The sequence below is a fragment of the Clostridium sp. CX1 genome, from assembly GCF_025398335.1.
Taxonomy (GTDB): domain Bacteria; phylum Bacillota; class Clostridia; order Clostridiales; family Clostridiaceae; genus Clostridium_AM; species Clostridium_AM tanneri.
On the sequence record NZ_JAODOO010000016.1, the window covers coordinates 41,053 to 56,603 of the forward strand.

At 30.9% G+C, this 15,551-nt stretch carries 18 protein-coding genes; 13 read left to right on the top strand and 5 right to left on the bottom strand.

Features of this window, described 5'->3' with window-relative positions; translation table 11 throughout:
- Positions 1–89 precede the first annotated feature (89 nt).
- The 3 genes from N4T77_RS15905 to N4T77_RS15915 form a co-directional block, all read right to left on the bottom strand.
- Positions 90–830, bottom strand: coding sequence for an ABC transporter ATP-binding protein (locus tag N4T77_RS15905; RefSeq protein ID WP_261672823.1), 741 nt, complete (start codon positions 828–830; stop codon positions 90–92).
- Positions 790–1,581 (bottom strand): ABC transporter permease, encoded by a 792-nt coding sequence (locus N4T77_RS15910; protein ID WP_261672824.1) that lies wholly within the window; start codon positions 1,579–1,581, stop codon positions 790–792. The genes N4T77_RS15905 and N4T77_RS15910 overlap by 41 nt, the downstream gene beginning before the upstream one ends.
- Before the next feature lie 309 nt (positions 1,582–1,890).
- On the bottom strand, positions 1,891–2,037 hold the full coding sequence (locus tag N4T77_RS15915) for a hypothetical protein (protein WP_261672825.1): 147 nt from the start codon (positions 2,035–2,037) through the stop codon (positions 1,891–1,893).
- A gap of 208 nt (positions 2,038–2,245) precedes the next feature.
- Here N4T77_RS15915 and N4T77_RS15920 point away from each other — a divergent pair, with 208 nt between their 5' ends.
- Positions 2,246–2,713: a hypothetical protein gene (locus N4T77_RS15920; RefSeq protein WP_261672826.1), complete on the top strand. Its 468-nt coding sequence runs from the start codon at positions 2,246–2,248 to the stop codon at positions 2,711–2,713.
- Between the two features lie 59 nt (positions 2,714–2,772).
- Here N4T77_RS15920 and N4T77_RS15925 read toward each other — a convergent pair whose 3' ends face one another.
- Positions 2,773–2,913, bottom strand: a complete 141-nt coding sequence (locus N4T77_RS15925) for a hypothetical protein (RefSeq protein ID WP_261672827.1) — start codon at positions 2,911–2,913, stop codon at positions 2,773–2,775.
- 284 nt (positions 2,914–3,197) lie between these two features.
- On the opposite strand from N4T77_RS15925, the gene N4T77_RS15930 reads away from it, so the two are divergent.
- From N4T77_RS15930 to N4T77_RS15985, 12 genes are all read left to right on the top strand, one after another.
- Positions 3,198–4,271 carry an LCP family protein gene (locus tag N4T77_RS15930; protein ID WP_261672828.1) on the top strand — a complete coding sequence of 358 codons (1,074 nt, stop codon included), beginning with the start codon at positions 3,198–3,200 and terminating at the stop codon, positions 4,269–4,271.
- 193 nt (positions 4,272–4,464) lie between these two features.
- Positions 4,465–5,376, top strand: a complete 912-nt coding sequence (gene nadA, locus N4T77_RS15935) for a quinolinate synthase NadA (protein WP_396125146.1) — start codon at positions 4,465–4,467, stop codon at positions 5,374–5,376.
- A 5-nt stretch (positions 5,377–5,381) separates the two neighbouring features.
- Positions 5,382–6,683: an L-aspartate oxidase gene (locus N4T77_RS15940; protein WP_261672829.1), complete on the top strand. Its 1,302-nt coding sequence runs from the start codon at positions 5,382–5,384 to the stop codon at positions 6,681–6,683.
- Entirely contained in the window at positions 6,664–7,518 is an 855-nt protein-coding gene (gene nadC, locus N4T77_RS15945; RefSeq protein WP_261672830.1) for a carboxylating nicotinate-nucleotide diphosphorylase, read from the top strand. Before N4T77_RS15940 ends, nadC begins: the two co-directional genes overlap by 20 nt.
- 123 nt (positions 7,519–7,641) lie before the next feature.
- Positions 7,642–8,031: a hypothetical protein gene (locus tag N4T77_RS15950; protein WP_261672831.1), complete on the top strand. Its 390-nt coding sequence runs from the start codon at positions 7,642–7,644 to the stop codon at positions 8,029–8,031.
- 221 nt (positions 8,032–8,252) lie between these two features.
- On the top strand, positions 8,253–8,690 hold the full coding sequence (locus N4T77_RS15955) for a hypothetical protein (protein WP_261672832.1): 438 nt from the start codon (positions 8,253–8,255) through the stop codon (positions 8,688–8,690).
- Positions 8,691–8,733: 43 nt separating this feature from the next.
- Positions 8,734–9,162 carry a ferritin family protein gene (locus N4T77_RS15960; RefSeq protein ID WP_261672833.1) on the top strand — a complete coding sequence of 143 codons (429 nt, stop codon included), beginning with the start codon at positions 8,734–8,736 and terminating at the stop codon, positions 9,160–9,162.
- 97 nt (positions 9,163–9,259) lie between these two features.
- Complete coding sequence (locus tag N4T77_RS15965; RefSeq protein ID WP_261672834.1) at positions 9,260–9,409, top strand: hypothetical protein; 150 nt, start codon at positions 9,260–9,262, stop codon at positions 9,407–9,409.
- 303 nt (positions 9,410–9,712) lie between these two features.
- A complete protein-coding gene (locus N4T77_RS15970; RefSeq protein ID WP_315903179.1) occupies positions 9,713–10,144 on the top strand; it encodes a rhomboid family intramembrane serine protease in 432 nt (143 codons plus the stop codon).
- A gap of 205 nt (positions 10,145–10,349) precedes the next feature.
- A complete protein-coding gene (locus N4T77_RS15975; protein ID WP_261672837.1) occupies positions 10,350–10,832 on the top strand; it encodes a hypothetical protein in 483 nt (160 codons plus the stop codon).
- A gap of 299 nt (positions 10,833–11,131) precedes the next feature.
- The gene (locus tag N4T77_RS15980) at positions 11,132–11,314 is read left to right on the top strand and encodes a hypothetical protein (RefSeq protein ID WP_261672838.1); all 183 of its coding nucleotides are present in this window, start codon (positions 11,132–11,134) and stop codon (positions 11,312–11,314) included.
- Positions 11,315–12,088: 774 nt separating this feature from the next.
- Positions 12,089–13,354, top strand: coding sequence for an MFS transporter (locus N4T77_RS15985; RefSeq protein ID WP_261672839.1), 1,266 nt, complete (start codon positions 12,089–12,091; stop codon positions 13,352–13,354).
- Between the two features lie 730 nt (positions 13,355–14,084).
- Here the strand turns inward: N4T77_RS15985 and N4T77_RS15990 are convergent.
- Positions 14,085–15,419: an ATP-binding protein gene (locus N4T77_RS15990; protein WP_261672840.1), complete on the bottom strand. Its 1,335-nt coding sequence runs from the start codon at positions 15,417–15,419 to the stop codon at positions 14,085–14,087.
- Between the last annotated feature and the right edge of the window lie 132 nt (positions 15,420–15,551).

Consider the following 15,551-nt stretch of genomic DNA (forward strand, 5'->3'; position numbering starts at 1 on the left):
TGTAATCTTAATTCTTTATTCCCTATTCTCAATTTTATTTAAAATAAATTACTTAACAAACTGTATAATAACTTTCTACAAACCTGTGGCTATGTACTTAAAAGCTGATCCATTATTTGTTCCCTTAGTCTTATAAACTCCAAAGAAGCAGCATCTCTATAATAGCCCAAGGGCACAGGAGTTTCACTTAAGACACTCCCTTTGTCTAACACCACTACCTTCTGTCCCAGATAGATGGCTTCTTCCACATCATGTGTTACAAAAATTATAGTTTTGTTATTTTCCCTAAATATATTTATAAATTCATTTTGCAGCTTTCTCCTATTAAAGGCATCTAAAGCTCCTAATGGCTCATCCATTAAAATCACCTCAGGATTGTAACAAAGAGTTCTTCCAAGAGCTACTCTCTGTGCCATACCCCCTGAAATTTGAGCTGGGTAAGCATCTTTAAAATTTTCTAATCCCAACATGTCTAAATATTTATGAACTGTATAATAAACTTCTTCTTTATCTCTATTTCTAGCAAGCGGAAAGGCCATATTTTGTTCTACAGTGAGCCAAGGCATAAGTCTAGGCTCTTGAAAAACAATACCTACTCTTTTAGCTCTATCTTCTTCGCTTATTGTTTGTCCAAAATTAATTTCACCCTCTGTTTGCTGTTCTAATCCACATATTATTTTAAGTAGGGTTGTCTTTCCGCAGCCGCTTTTACCAACTATTGATGTAAAACTTCCCTCTTCTATAAATAAATTTACGTTATTAAGAGCCTTTACTTCTTTTCCTTTTATATTAAAATTCTTGGATAGACTCCTTATTATCAGTGCCTCCATACTCAACCTCTTTTCCATGATAAATTACAAGTTTACTTGTAAGCTTTAAGCAGATATAGTCAACAGCATAGCCTAAAATTCCTATAGAAAAAATTCCTACTATAATAATATCTGGTCTGGACAGTTGCTCTGCATCCATTATCATGTATCCTATACCTGAAGATGCTGCAATAAGTTCTGCCCCCATTAAAGCTCTCCAACTGTAACCAAGTCCTAGCTGTATTCCGGTTAATATATATGGAACTGCTTGAGGAAATATTATCTTAAAAAACTTATCTCTACTGCTAAAATTAAATACTTCTCCTACTTCTAAAAGCTTTCTGTCATAATTAGTAATACCAGTTAACGTACTTGAAAACACGGGAAAAAAGGTAGCAAGAAAAATAACTGCCAATTTGGAGGTTTCTCCAATGCCAAACCACAATATTAACATAGGAATAACAGCCATTGGTGGAATATGTCTATTAAATTCTAAAAAAGGTTCCAAATAGTCCATAGTTTTTTTATTCATTCCTACGAAAATAGCAAAAGGAAAAGCTATTGCAAAGGTTATTATAAAGCCTAAAAACACTCTGTAAAAACTAACCATCAAATGCTTAAGCAAAATACCGCTTTTTAATAATTCATAAGCAGTACTTGCTACAACCAACGGCTTTGGTATTATATAATCATTAAAAATATGTAAAACAGAGCCTGTCCACCATATTACTAGAATAAATATCGGTATAATCATTCCCCTTATCGTGTTCATCTAAAGTCCCCTTCATTATTTCAGAAAATAAAAAACTTTCCCTAAATTATACTTTAGGGAAAGTCAGATTTCTACCCAATTTTATAGATATAAATACCTATTTATTGTGTGTACTCTAATTTCCCTTCAGATCAGATATTTCCTTTCTGTTAGGTTTTACTTAAAACACATTGAATTTATCTGCTAATCCAACATTTTAGAAATTTCTAAAAATATCCGATTTCACAAATAATTAGGTTATACTTTAATTCTATCACCATATTTGCATTTGTCAACTTTTTTCCAACAACTGCAACTTAGAGAATTTTATTACACATATTGTTCTCCATCTTTATTTTCATAACCACTTTCGTTATAGGCCCTTTTTTCTATAGTTTGTTTTATTTGATTTTTTGAAAATTGATTTTGATCTTTAAAGCCCTTTTGTTTAAAGTTTCTTTTATCTCCAACTTTCATAATATAAAACACCTCCACTTTATCATCTTGTACATTGTTTATGCTTTCCTACAGTAAAATTTATTATACTTGCATATATTAACTACCATTTTTACGTTATAGCAGATTTCAAAATCCATTATTTTCAATCCATTATACATATTTTTTTATAAGTATGGCTATAATTACCTTAATGGCATTACAAAATCTTGATTAAGGTGGAATGTAAATGAACGGTGATAAACAAGATAATCCAAAAAATAGTGGTGAGTATTTTATCGACGACTTTATATATCCTGGCGCTAAAAAAATTAAAATTAGCTTAAATGATTTAAATGTAGTATACTCTTCCACTGCTCATGCTTTAGGAAGTGCTGAATCCCTTCTTTCTAAAATCATTGAAGGACATGTTCATCATAGTGAACATGTTGCTGTATTAAAAAGGAGAATATCAGTATATAGTACAGTGTTATCATTATGCAGAAATGCATTGGATAAAGATGAAGATATAGAACTAAACCTTAAATCCTTTGATTTAAAGCTTTTGATTCAGATGTTAGAATATGAATTAAAACTAACTCAGGCCTTTAAGAAGTTATCTTCCTTAAATATGGAAAACTTAAATAAGGAGTATAGTAGACTTAAAAAGGTTTATACTGAACTTTCTGTAATCTATGAAAATTCAATACCTCACTAATATTAAAATACGACATAACTTAGGATAATCATATCTAAGTTTATGCCGTATTTTAATATTTAGTAGTCCCAAGGATACTTTTCATCTGGTTTGCTCTTAGCAGCCTTCTTCTGGTCTTTTTTATTATTGCTTAGGACTGTGTCAAAATCTAGCTTTTCCCCTTTTAGATCTTTGTTATCTGACCTAATTCCATTTTTCATAAATTTCACCTCACTTTTGGAAAGCATATTTTCACCTTAGATTTAACTAACAGCATTACCATAGTTCTAAATTTACTTTGATAATATAATACTATTTCACTTTATATTATTTGCAAAGTATTAAAAAACATGAAAATTCACAAGTATTTTTTAAAATTGTTTTTCTTAATAACCTGTCCAACTGTGGCATACAGTAGCTTGGAAGTATTTCCTTGATTTATTTCTATTATAGATGTCGAATACTACTAATAATAATCTTGATTTAAGTCAAGGAGGACCCAAAGATGAGACGAAAAAGAAGGCATAAAAAAAGATATCTAAAAAAAATAATCTTTCTCACAATCATATTTATAACAATAGCCGGCTTAGGAAGTTTTTTATATGTTAACTATCAATTAGATAAAATAAAAATTAACCCTATTACTAGAGAAGAAAATAACTCAGAGAGTTTATCCAATGATGAATATGGCTCCTATACTAAAAAGAACATAGAAAAAGATTCTTCCAAGCTCTATGATGAACAAAGTAAAACAAATAACTCAATAGTTAATATAGCATTATTCGGAGTAGACTCTAGAAGTAGCAAGTCAGATCCTCCTCATTCAGATTGTATAATAATTGCTACTATCGATTATAAGCATAATAAAATTAAATTGTCTTCAATAATGCGGGATACTTACGTTGCAGTAACTGGTCATAACCAAACTAAAATTACTGAGGCATATACCTATGGAGGACCAAAATTAGCCTTAGACACAATTAATTATAATTTTGACTTAAATATTAAAGACTATGTAACTGTAGATTTTAATGGAATGACAAAAATCATTGATAGTTTAGGAGGCATTGACCTTGACGTAAAAAAATACGAACTAAGGGAACTTAACAGATGTATTGCTGAAACTGGAGAAATCGAAAAAAAGAGTTATTCCCTTGTTAAAACATCTGGACTCCAAACATTAGATGGTATTCAAACTGTTGCCTATGCAAGAATACGGAAGGTTGGAGATGGTGATTTTGAAAGAACAGAAAGGCAACGTCTAATTTTAAACCAAATAATAAGCAAGATGAAAACAGTATCCCCTGCAAAATATCCATATATAGTTTCTGAACTTTTACCATCGGTGGAAACAAGTCTCGATAAGTCAGAGATACTGGCTGTAGGAGGAAAATTTATCTTTTCTGGTATTTCTAATTTAGAACAACAAAGATTTCCTGTAGATGGTTATTGTAAAGGAGAAGTAGTAGATGACATATGGTATCTTGTACCTAAACCAAGCTTAAGTACAACTAAAGAGCAAATATATAACTATATTTTTCAAGATATAAAACCACTTCCTAAAGATCCACTATTCTGAATATATTTTTCATAATAACTTAGAGCCATTGTCATTTTTCTTGTGTAGAGAGAAGAATGCTAATGGCTCTATTACAATTAATTATGGAATAAAATTCATTTTATATTGATATTCCCTGTCTTTGGTGATAATATTGTTTTATAGGTGTATATACACCTGTAAAACAATATGTATATCGAGCGGGGGAATAGTAATGGAAATCAATCTAAATGAAGAAATTATAAAGTTAAAAAAAGAGAGAAATGCCATAATTTTAGCTCATTATTATCAAAGACCTGAAATTCAAGATATAGCTGATGCTGTTGGAGACTCCTATTATCTAAGCAAAATGGCAAGAGAATGTAGTGAAAATTTAATAGTTTTTTGTGGGGTAAGATTTATGGCTGAAAGCGCGAAAATCTTATCACCAGAAAAAATAGTTCTTCTTCCTGCTGCCGATGCTGGTTGTCCTATGGCTGACATGGCAGCAGCTGAGGAAGTTAAAATTTTAAAAGAAAAGCATCCTCATGCAAAGGTTGTTTGTTACATAAATTCTTCTGCTGAGGTAAAGTCTCTATCTGATGTATGCTGCACTTCTTCTAATGCATTAAAAATTATAAAGAGTATAGAGGAAAAGGAAATAATATTTCTACCAGATAAGAACCTAGGTGAATATATAGCAGAGCAAATTCCTGATAAAGAATTTATACTATGGGATGGATTCTGTATAACTCATAAAAAAGTTAAAGCTGAAGCATTAGAAAAAGCTAGAAGTCTACATAAGGATATACTAATTGCAGCCCACCCTGAATGTGAAAAACCTGTACGAGCTGCTGCAGATTTTATAGGAAGTACTGGTGAAATTATCAACTTTGTAAGTACAAGCTCTAATAGCAAGTTTCTTATTGTAACGGAGGAAGGTGTTCTTCATGAGATAAAAAGAAAAAATCCTGAAAAGAAATTTTATCTTCCAGGAGGCGGTATGAGCTGTATAAATATGAAAAAAACCTATTTAAAAGATGTATATAATAGTCTATTGAATATGGAAAATAAGATAGAAATAAATGAAGAGATAAGAAAAAAAGCTTATGTATCACTAGCTAACATGCATGAGCTTGGGAGGTAATATCCATGGATATTTTAGCGGATGTTTTGATAGTCGGCACAGGTATCGCAGGGTTGTATACCGCCTTTAATTTAAGAAAAGATTTAAAAATAGTGATTATTTCAAAGGGTAATATAGACCAATGTAACACCAGTCTTGCCCAGGGAGGAATATCTGTTGCTAGGGGCTACACTGATATAGATTCTTTTACACAAGATACTTTAAGGGCTGGGCAAATGGAAAATAGTGTAGAAGCGGTAAAAACTTTAGTTGAAGAATCAATGGAAAATATAAATCACCTTTGTAATTTAGGTGTAGATTTTGATAAAGACAGAGAAGGCCTATGCTATACCCGTGAAGGAGCTCATAGTATAAATAGAATAGTGCATTGTAAGGACTTTACTGGTGAAAAAGTAGAAGATATTCTTATTACTAATATTAAGTCAAGAAAAAACACAACTATATTGGAGAATTGTTGTTTAATAGATATTATACAAAAGGATAATGTTTGTATGGGAGGAATTTGTCTAAAAAATAATGAACAAATTAATATCCTAACCAAAGTTACAATCCTTGCTACCGGAGGAATCGGCGGTATATTTAAGAACTCTACTAACCAGAGAATACTTACTGGAGACGGTATCGCCATCGCAATAAAAAACAAAGTAAAAGTTAAAAATCTAAATTATATTCAGTTTCACCCTACAGCTTTTTTTTGCTCTAATCAAGATGAAAAGAGGTTTTTAATCTCTGAATCTGTTAGAGGTGAAGGCGGTAAACTAATAAATAATGAAGGTAAAAGATTTGTAGAGGAACTTCTTCCTCGGGATGTAGTTACAAGGTATATATATGAAGAAGAAAAAAGGACTAATAGCCGCAACGTCTATCTTGATGTTAGTTTTATGAATAAGGACTTTTTAATTAAAAGGTTTCCAAATATATATATAAAGTGTTTAGAAAATGGTGTTGATATAACAAAAGAACCTATTCCAGTTTCACCGGCTCAACATTATTTTATGGGAGGTATAGATGTAGATTTACAGGGCAGAACCTCTCTTGAAAACCTGTATGCCTTTGGAGAAGTAAGTTGTACTGGAGTTCATGGTGCTAATAGATTAGCTAGTAATTCTCTCCTAGAGGGATTGGTTTTTTCAAAGCGAGGTGCTATTCAAATAAATAGCATTATTGATACCCTAAAAATATATAAAATGCAAGCTCCTAGGCTTAAATATCCCACTAAGTATTATGAGAAAGAGTATAAACAAATTTTAATAGATAACATACTTAAGTTGAGAGGAGATCTTAAAAATGAACTGGTTACTTGTTGATGAACTTATTAAAGGTGCTCTTAAAGAAGATATTTATTATGAGGATATAACTACTAACTCTATAGTTGGACATTGTTCTCAGTCTACTGTAGACTTAATTTCCAAAGAAGATGGCATTATAGCAGGTACAGAAATTTTTACGAGAGTTTTTACTCTCTTAGGCAGTGCTAATACAGAACTCTATGTTAATGATGGAGATAAAATCTATAAGGGCCAGAAGCTTGGTGAGATTTACGGAAATACTAGAGCTATACTCACTGGAGAAAGAGTAGCGCTAAATTTCCTTCAAAGAATGAGTGGTATTGCTACTCTTACAGATAAATTTGTAAAAAAATTAGAAGGAACCACTACAAAGCTCTTAGATACAAGAAAAACTACTCCTGGTATGAGAGTTTTTGAAAAATATGCAGTAAAAGTAGGTGGAGGATGTAATCATAGGTTTGGGCTAAATGATGGAGTTCTTATAAAAGATAACCATATAGATGCTGCTGGAGGAATAAAAAATGCAATTGAGTTGTTAAAAAAGAATGCATCCTTTGTTAGAAAAATAGAAGTTGAAGTAGAAAATTTAAGTCAACTTGAAGAAGCTCTAGAAGCTAAAGCGGATATAATAATGCTAGATAACATGGATATAGAAACCTTAAAGACAGCAGTAAAAATTGTAAACAGAAAAGCAACCACAGAAGCTTCCGGCAATGTTACCTTAGATAGTATAGGTGAAATTGCTAAAACTGGAGTAGACTATATCTCTACAGGTGCATTAACACATTCCTTCAAAGTTTTAGACTTAAGCATAAAAAATTTAAGAATGTTAAAAAGTAACATTAACCTTTAATATAAAATTAGAAATAATACTTGCTAAAATAATTGTAATTTTAGAAAACTTTCTATAGTATTAAAACTCCTCTTAGAAGTCAAAATAATAGTGTATCATATGACATGTGAGGAGGAATTATAAATGACAAATCAACAAGAAAAAGATAGATTAATGCAAAAAACAAGAGAACAAGAAAAGGATGCACATCGTATAGATCAGCTAATAGATACCGTAGAAAACTATACTAGAACAGAGAGACATCTTGAGCAATATTCTCATATAGGTGATCCTAAAAACAAAGCTCATGCTAGAGATATACAATGTGCTAGAGAAGCGGAGATTCAACACCTAAAAAATGAAATTGTTTATGGTGCTGAATATGATGATCACCCATTAGAGAACTTAAAGGAAAATTATGAAGATACAAAGGAATACTTAGACCACTTTGGCAATAGATTAGATAGTAAAACTTTAGCTAATGTAGAAGAAAAACAAAAAAATAGAGCAAGAACAATAGATCAAATGGAGTAATTTAATCTCTTAACCACAAAGGCAGTACAATGCAAGTAAATCACTTGTTATATTGTACTGCCTTTACTATTGAGTCAACTTAAATTCTCTAAACTTGATAATAAAATTTCAGCAATTAGAAGGATTTTTTAATATGTTGTAGAAATTATTACAAGGTAGTAACTTATATTATTTAATAATTTGAGTTTGAATTGAATAAAATTAAGGAAAGGGTGAATTTATTGGAAACAGATATAAACTTTAATTCTCTTATAACTTCTGTTGGTAAATGCTGCTTAGGAGAAAAGGATTGTGGTACATGCTCTAAAGAGAGCTGTTTAATTGGTTATTGTAAAAAAAATCTACTTACCTGTTTGAAAACTAATGAACAATTTATTGATGGAGAAATAGATAACATACCTTTGTTTGATACAAAGATCTTTGACGAAAGCTCTATAGTTGAAACTGTTGGCCTTATTCTTAATCAGTGTAAAAATTGCAATGCTTATCATGATGAAGAATGTATCATTAACATACTTAGGAGTTCTTGTGAAGTAATTTTATTTGGAAATCCTAAAGACTATAACGGAAGCGTTTTATTATACTTAAATGATGTAAAACAAGATAATGCTGAACTATCCAGCAGGATATATGAGGCATTTGTCAATGCTAAAAAATAAAATCTAAAAAACTATTTTAAATAATAGAAAGGATGTTTGAATTATGGATGAAATTAAACTAACCATCGAAAGTACTTTAGGAGATACTAAAGGTACTATATTAGAAAGAGCTGTTAAACAAACCTTTACTGGTGAAACAAAGGAAGCAGGTTTATACATGGCCATAGCCCGCCAGGCTCAGAGACAAGGCTACGGAGATATAGCAGAAATTCTAAAGGTTATGGCTTTAGATGAATTAGACCACGCTGCAACCTGTGCTGAACTTAACGGAATGATTACTGATAACTGCTTTCAAGATATACGGCAAATGTTAGAGGGAGAAATTTTCGCTAATAATGCTAAAAATTCCGATTCCTTAAAAGCAGATGAACTTAAAATTGATTCAGCCAGAGAATTCTTTAGCATAGCCGCTAAAGATGAAGGTAGACATGCTAGAATATTAGAAGGAATACTTAAAAACTATAACAAATAATACTAAACATGATTATGCCTATATTCAGTAGTATAGTTTGTAACGCTAACTCTACTAATTCATATAATAATATATAAGCAATTTATTGGAGAAAATTATGAGTTCTTCTAATGAAATTGTAAGAATTTATGATTCTATTATAAGCTTTTTTCAAACAATAGGATATCCAACTATAGATTTAGCTTTTCAACTTATAAGAATAAGAAAACCTCTATTTGATTACTTAAAATATTATAAATCTAGCTAACTTAAACTAGCTTCTTCTTAAAAATTCAATATTACTGTAAGACCCTATGTTTTTAACATGGGGTTTTTACAACTTTACATTTATTTCAATGCTGATATAATTATAATAATTTGGATAACCTAAATCTTAGTATTTATCTTATAAATCTATTATGTAAAGTAGGTGTAATTTATGTTTAAAAGAATTCATTATAACTCTCCAGTGATTTTAACCTTTACCTTTATTTCTTTTGCTGTTCTTCTACTTGATAAGTCTACTGGCGGGTTTACTAATAACTTACTCTTTACAAACTTTAGAACTTCCATTAAAGACCCTCTTCAATACGTACGTCTTTTCAGTTATATTTTAGGTCATGCTAATTGGAGTCATTTTTCAGGTAATTTTTTAATTATTCTACTTGTCGGGCCTATGGTAGAAGAAAAATATGGTTCTTCCTCTCTAATGGAAATGATTTTAGTAACAGCCTTTTTAACTGGTCTTATAAATACAATATTCTTTAACGCTGGCCTTCTTGGAGCTAGTGGAATTGTTTTTATGCTAATACTACTTAGTTCCTTTGCAAATGTTGAATCTGGAAAGGTACCTCTTACTCTTATTATTGTTACATTTGTATTTCTCGGAAAGGAAATTCTAAGTGGGCTTCTAATTAAAGATAATATATCACAGTTTGCTCACATATTTGGCGGACTATGCGGCGGAATTTTTGGCTACCTAAGGCATAGAGGTGAATTGTAGTACCCTTTTATTTTATTTATGTAATCGGTGAATTAATCAATTATGTAGACAATTTATATATTTTATGATATACTAATATAATTGCATAAGAACACGCCCTATGGCGCAAAACAATTTTATCAATAAATTAAGATATTATTCGGCTCTTGTGATTTTTATTACAAGAGCTTTCGTTTTTTTATTGCAACAAAAATTAGGAGGTAAAATGGAAATTTTAATAGTATTTTTACTTAAATTACTGGATAACACTCTGGGCACAATGAAGAATATATATCTAACCCGTGAAAAATTCTTCTTTTCCAGCTTGCTAGCAGCGTTATCTACAACTGTATATATGCTTGCTGTTGTGAGGATGGCAAAGTCAGATGGTATACTCAGCATCATGGCGATATGTACCGCAACATTTATAGGAACTCTGATTCCGGGACTTGTCGTTAAAAAATCTGAGAAGGAGAAGCTTTTCATCTTTGATATTACAGCAGACAATATGGACAGCGGCAAAGAGTTTGCAGATATTTTAAGAAACGCAAACATCGCCACAAAAACCAGCGTTGTCTATGACAAAATGATGATAAAGACACTCTCTATAAAGGCATACTGTAACAACAGGGAGGAAAGCAAAGTGGTGAATGAAGCCATATATCCGGCTTTCAAATACAATGTTTATGCACCAATGAACTTGGATTAATCTCGGCATAAGTGCCTCGGAAAAAGGGACTCAGCTGAGTCCCTAAATTCATGATATAAAAATCTATACACTTAATATCTTAGAGACAGCATCAACTATATCTTCTCCCTTTCTATTTACTGCTGACTTTCACATGTGATATTTTTCTCCTATCTCTTTTAGGAACTTGTCACATTTATATTTTTCTTTCTGCTGTTCCATAATTATCCCCCCTTATGGTGTGTGTTTTTTTTAGCTATTTTTATAAAATCTTATATTTATCTTTTATTTGCACACTATAAGAAATGGAGGTGTTAACTGTGGATGCTAATAAAAATATTCCAACTAAAGGCAGTGGTGATAAAAGATTAAAAAATTATTCTCAAGTTAATAGTTTTAATAGACTATCTGATAGAGATTCTGAAACTACTTCTTCATTAACTGCTGGTGGTGATAAATCATTTATTAACGAAGATATAAAGGATTCACTATATCGAGACTGATAATACTTAAGTACCATATGACTTTTATTTGAGGATAGAGTGTTTTACTCTGTTCTCACTTAAAGCCTACATCTTAAACAGAGACTGGCTTTATTGCTATAATAAACTTCCACCAATGAAATTTATGAATACATAACGAACACATTGGAAAAACTTGATACAATTTTTTAGTTAAAATTGAGAATGTACCATAATTGATATAAAATAAATTGTTGAAAAAATACTAAATTTATGTATAATATAAATAGATTTAAATATAAACATGAAAAAAATATAAATGAAAAGGTGTTGTAAATATGCGCAAAGAGGTAGTTTTTAACTAAACTAACTGAATAAGGATTATTTTTAGAAAGTACGTTTGAAAAATCTTGAGTTATCAAGGTTTATTATTGGTGGGATTAATTTGAAAAATATTAATAACTATCATATTTATTTGTGTACTTCTAAAATAATCAGTATTAAAATGAGCATGTTACACCTTATTTGCATAAGTAGGAAAGCCGTGTTCTAAACACGGTATTTTTATGCCTATTTTTGCTGCATTTATAAATATGATATAAGATTTTAGTCTATATAACTTAGTAATAAGTTGTATAAATTAAAGTCCTATATTTCATGTTTACATTTAGGTCATATAATTATGAGGCTGTAAGTGAACCGGTGTTCATTTGCGGCTTTTTGTTTTTTAAGGAGATTATTAGGATGATTAAGATATCTAGAATACAAAGTACAAACAAACTTTTTCATAATATAGGGATGGATGGTGAATAATTAATGGTTAAAAAACTTTCAGCATATAGAATTTATTTATTATTTTCAGCTATTACAGCGATGTGTTTTTCGTTGGTTGCTACAGTTACGATAGTATACCACATTGAAAAGGTTCATTTAAATCCACTTCAACTTATACTTGTGGGAACTACATTAGAAGCGGCATGCTTTATATTTGAAATTCCTACAGGAATAGTTGCAGACGTATATAGCCGTAAGTTATCTATTATTATCGGTGCAGTTTTGACAGGATTAGGATTTATTTTAGAAGGTTCTATTTCTAGTTTTACTTTTGTACTTGCAGCACAGATAATATGGGGATTAGGTTCAACTTTTATTAGTGGGTCTGTTGAGGCATGGATTGCAGAGGAAGAAAAAGAACAAGACTTAGATAAAATGTATATAAAAGGAGCACAAGCAGGACAAATAGGAGCAGTTATCGGGATAATACTAAGTACCATAGTAGGTAATTTCTCTGTTAGATTACCTATTATAATCAGTGGAAGTTTATTTGTTATTATTGCATTATTTTTAGCATTGTATATGCCAGAGAATAATTTTACACCATCTGCTCCAGAAGATCTAAACACTTTTAGAAAAATGGGATATACCTTTAAATCTGGCTTAAAGTTTGTTAAAAGTAAATCTATAATGATGATTTTACTTTCTGTGACTCTACTTTATGGTTTATCTAGCGAAGGTTATGATAGACTTTCAAATGCACATTTCCTACAAGACACTAAGCTTCCTAACATAGGAAACCTTCAGCCTGTAACTTGGTTTGGGATATTTGGTATTGCTGGAATGGTATTAAGTGCTATATCAATGCAGTTTATAGCTAAGAAGTTAGAAGAGGATAAGAATCAAAGTGGGAAGATATTATTGGTTGTAAATATATTTTATATATTCTTTATGTTAGCATTCGCACTTACAAGAAACTTTAACTTAATGCTAGCAGCTTATTTAGCAACAAATCTGTTTAGAGCTATAAATGATCCTATATTTAATGCATGGCTAAATAATCATATAGATGATAGTGCAAGGGCAACCATACTTTCTATGAATGGACAAATTAATGCATTAGGGCAAATTATAGGCGGACCAATTATTGGGATTATAGCTACAAAATTTTCTATAAGTGCTGGTATAGCATGTACTTCATTATTAGTAACGCCAGTATTAGTTTTATATATCCTTTCTTTGATAATGGATAAGAAAGATGCTAAGAACTCTAAAGAGGAAGAGGATACATATGAAAACAATCAATAAAGGAATAATATAACTATATAGAATACGACGCATTCTTTTTATATTGCAGAACTAACAAGTCCTACACTTTATAAAAAGAGTGTAGGACTACTTGTTGCTATAATAAAACTCCATTATCAGTAAGGGGTAATAAGTAGTATATCCAATTATAAAATAATTATTATTAAAATATCTAAGTTATCTACAAATGGTTATAATCCATTATACATTCTATGGGATACTTCCTTTATAAAATTCACAATAAAAAGAGCCCTTAGTCCAAGGCCCTACTTTTTATAATTAAAACTTTATTTGCTCTATTCCACTTTGCTCTATTCCACTTTGCTTAACTGCAATTGCTTGCTTTATTGCAAAGTTTTCTTTGGTCTTTTCATTAAACTCATCTAAGTGAGTTTCTATATTCCCATCGAAGTATATACTAAAATCTGATGCAATAATATTACTTATCTGTAATATTATTATAGATATCTATTGTTACAGTCTTGTGTCGTTAGTATTACATGATTATTAAATTAAAAGTACCTGGTATTTCTCCAAGTGCCTTTTCTCGGAGTATTGGGAGGTTTAGTAGGAACAAATAGGATTCAAACCTATCATGTAATTCCCATTGCCTAATACAGCCTTTAGTCCAAATTTCTATACTACTATTATAAATCACTTTTAACAGTTTTTTGTCTCAATAAAATCTCAAGTTTATCTCATGGTTTTAACTAAATAAGATTAGTATAATTTAAATTAATTGATACTGCCTCATTGTATTGCTCTCTCCATTTTGGGTGATTGGCAATCTTATAAAAAATGTAGTTCCATGACCTGTTTCTGTTTCGAACCAAATTTGTCCTTTATGAGTGTTAGTAATTGTATGATATGCCATAAACAGACCCAATCCAGTTCCACCACTCCTTTTAAAGGAAAATGGTTCAAATAAGGTTTCTCTTAATTCCTCAGGTATCCCACCAGCATTGTCGCTAATTGAGATTATTATGGAATCCTTATCTATTTGAGTCATTACTTGAATCATCCCATTGTCTCCCATTATCTGTACTGCGTTATTTATCAAATTTTCAATTGCTCTCTTAAAAAGCCTTTCACACATGTTGATATATATGTCTACGTTGTTAACTAAATATAAGCTAATATTTCTAGAATTACATATAGGTTTAAATGATTCTAAAACTTCTTTTATTATAGGAATTACCTTCTGAGGTATAAGTTCTTCAGGTTTAAATATACTTAGAAGTTCAGTTACCATACTGTTCATTTCGTCAACTTGTTTAATTATTCTATCAAAATAGTTCTGGGCTAAATGTTTATCTGTAGTCAGGTTACCTAACTGTCCTAACCCCCTTATTATCGCTAAAGGATTTTTAAGATCATGCACTGCTGTTGCAATTAACTCACTTGTCGCTGATAACTTTGTGTCTGATGAAACACTTTGTGAATAATTATTAAGATTTGACATTGTAGCTTCAATAGAAGTTACACATGCAACAGCTATATGCAATCTTGCTGGGTGTGCATACTGAACAGGTACACTTATGTCAATTGCTCCTATAATTTCGTCATTATGCCTAATAGGTACACCTATGCAAGCACAGGACCCATATACCATTCCAAAGTGTTCTATGCCATACACTAGAGCCGGCTGACCTGTTGCTAACGCAGTTCCGATACCATTATTCCCGATATTCCTCTCAGCCCAACTTGCTCCAAGGCAAATACCAACTGTCCTTCCACCTAACTCTTCTGGTGTGCCCCTAGAATCTATAATCCACCCCTCACTATCTGACAAAGCAACTATATGAGGTATTCCAGTTAAACTCAATGATAAAGAATCCATGTATGCCGCTGAGGTTTCAACTAGTTTCGAATTCTTTTGTAACTTTTGTTTAAGTTCTTTATCCGATAGAAACTTAAACTTTATGCTATTAGGTTTTAATCCTAGTTCTGTACACCTTTTCCAAGCTTCTAATGTAATTGGTCTCACTGTTGGATTATTTTTAACAATTGATATAAAATTCCTCCATTCCATTGAAACATCATTCATATTTAATAAATTTATCATCCTATTATCCCCCTTATGTCTATCTTTTATTTGCAATATACATATTCTCTATATCAAGATGTTTTCCTTCATTCTACCAACAATTCTCAGTCTAATGCTTATGTCACAAATTATTCAGTTTATAAAGTTGCA

Coding starts and splice junctions, on each gene's coding strand:
- N4T77_RS15905 (WP_261672823.1), bottom strand. CDS start 830: ATGGAGGCACTGATAATAAGGAGTCTATCCAAGAATTTTAATATAAAA.
- nadC (WP_261672830.1), top strand. CDS start 6,664: ATGAACTGGTTACTTGTTGATGAACTTATTAAAGGTGCTCTTAAAGAA.
- N4T77_RS15990 (WP_261672840.1), bottom strand. CDS start 15,419: ATGATAAATTTATTAAATATGAATGATGTTTCAATGGAATGGAGGAAT.
- N4T77_RS15925 (WP_261672827.1), bottom strand. CDS start 2,913: ATGAAAAATGGAATTAGGTCAGATAACAAAGATCTAAAAGGGGAAAAG.
- N4T77_RS15920 (WP_261672826.1), top strand. CDS start 2,246: ATGAACGGTGATAAACAAGATAATCCAAAAAATAGTGGTGAGTATTTT.
- nadA (WP_396125146.1), top strand. CDS start 4,465: ATGGAAATCAATCTAAATGAAGAAATTATAAAGTTAAAAAAAGAGAGA.
- N4T77_RS15910 (WP_261672824.1), bottom strand. CDS start 1,581: ATGAACACGATAAGGGGAATGATTATACCGATATTTATTCTAGTAATA.
- N4T77_RS15940 (WP_261672829.1), top strand. CDS start 5,382: ATGGATATTTTAGCGGATGTTTTGATAGTCGGCACAGGTATCGCAGGG.
- N4T77_RS15975 (WP_261672837.1), top strand. CDS start 10,350: ATGGAAATTTTAATAGTATTTTTACTTAAATTACTGGATAACACTCTG.
- N4T77_RS15960 (WP_261672833.1), top strand. CDS start 8,734: ATGGATGAAATTAAACTAACCATCGAAAGTACTTTAGGAGATACTAAA.
- N4T77_RS15930 (WP_261672828.1), top strand. CDS start 3,198: ATGAGACGAAAAAGAAGGCATAAAAAAAGATATCTAAAAAAAATAATC.
- N4T77_RS15965 (WP_261672834.1), top strand. CDS start 9,260: ATGAGTTCTTCTAATGAAATTGTAAGAATTTATGATTCTATTATAAGC.
- N4T77_RS15985 (WP_261672839.1), top strand. CDS start 12,089: ATGGTTAAAAAACTTTCAGCATATAGAATTTATTTATTATTTTCAGCT.
- N4T77_RS15950 (WP_261672831.1), top strand. CDS start 7,642: ATGACAAATCAACAAGAAAAAGATAGATTAATGCAAAAAACAAGAGAA.
- N4T77_RS15915 (WP_261672825.1), bottom strand. CDS start 2,037: ATGAAAGTTGGAGATAAAAGAAACTTTAAACAAAAGGGCTTTAAAGAT.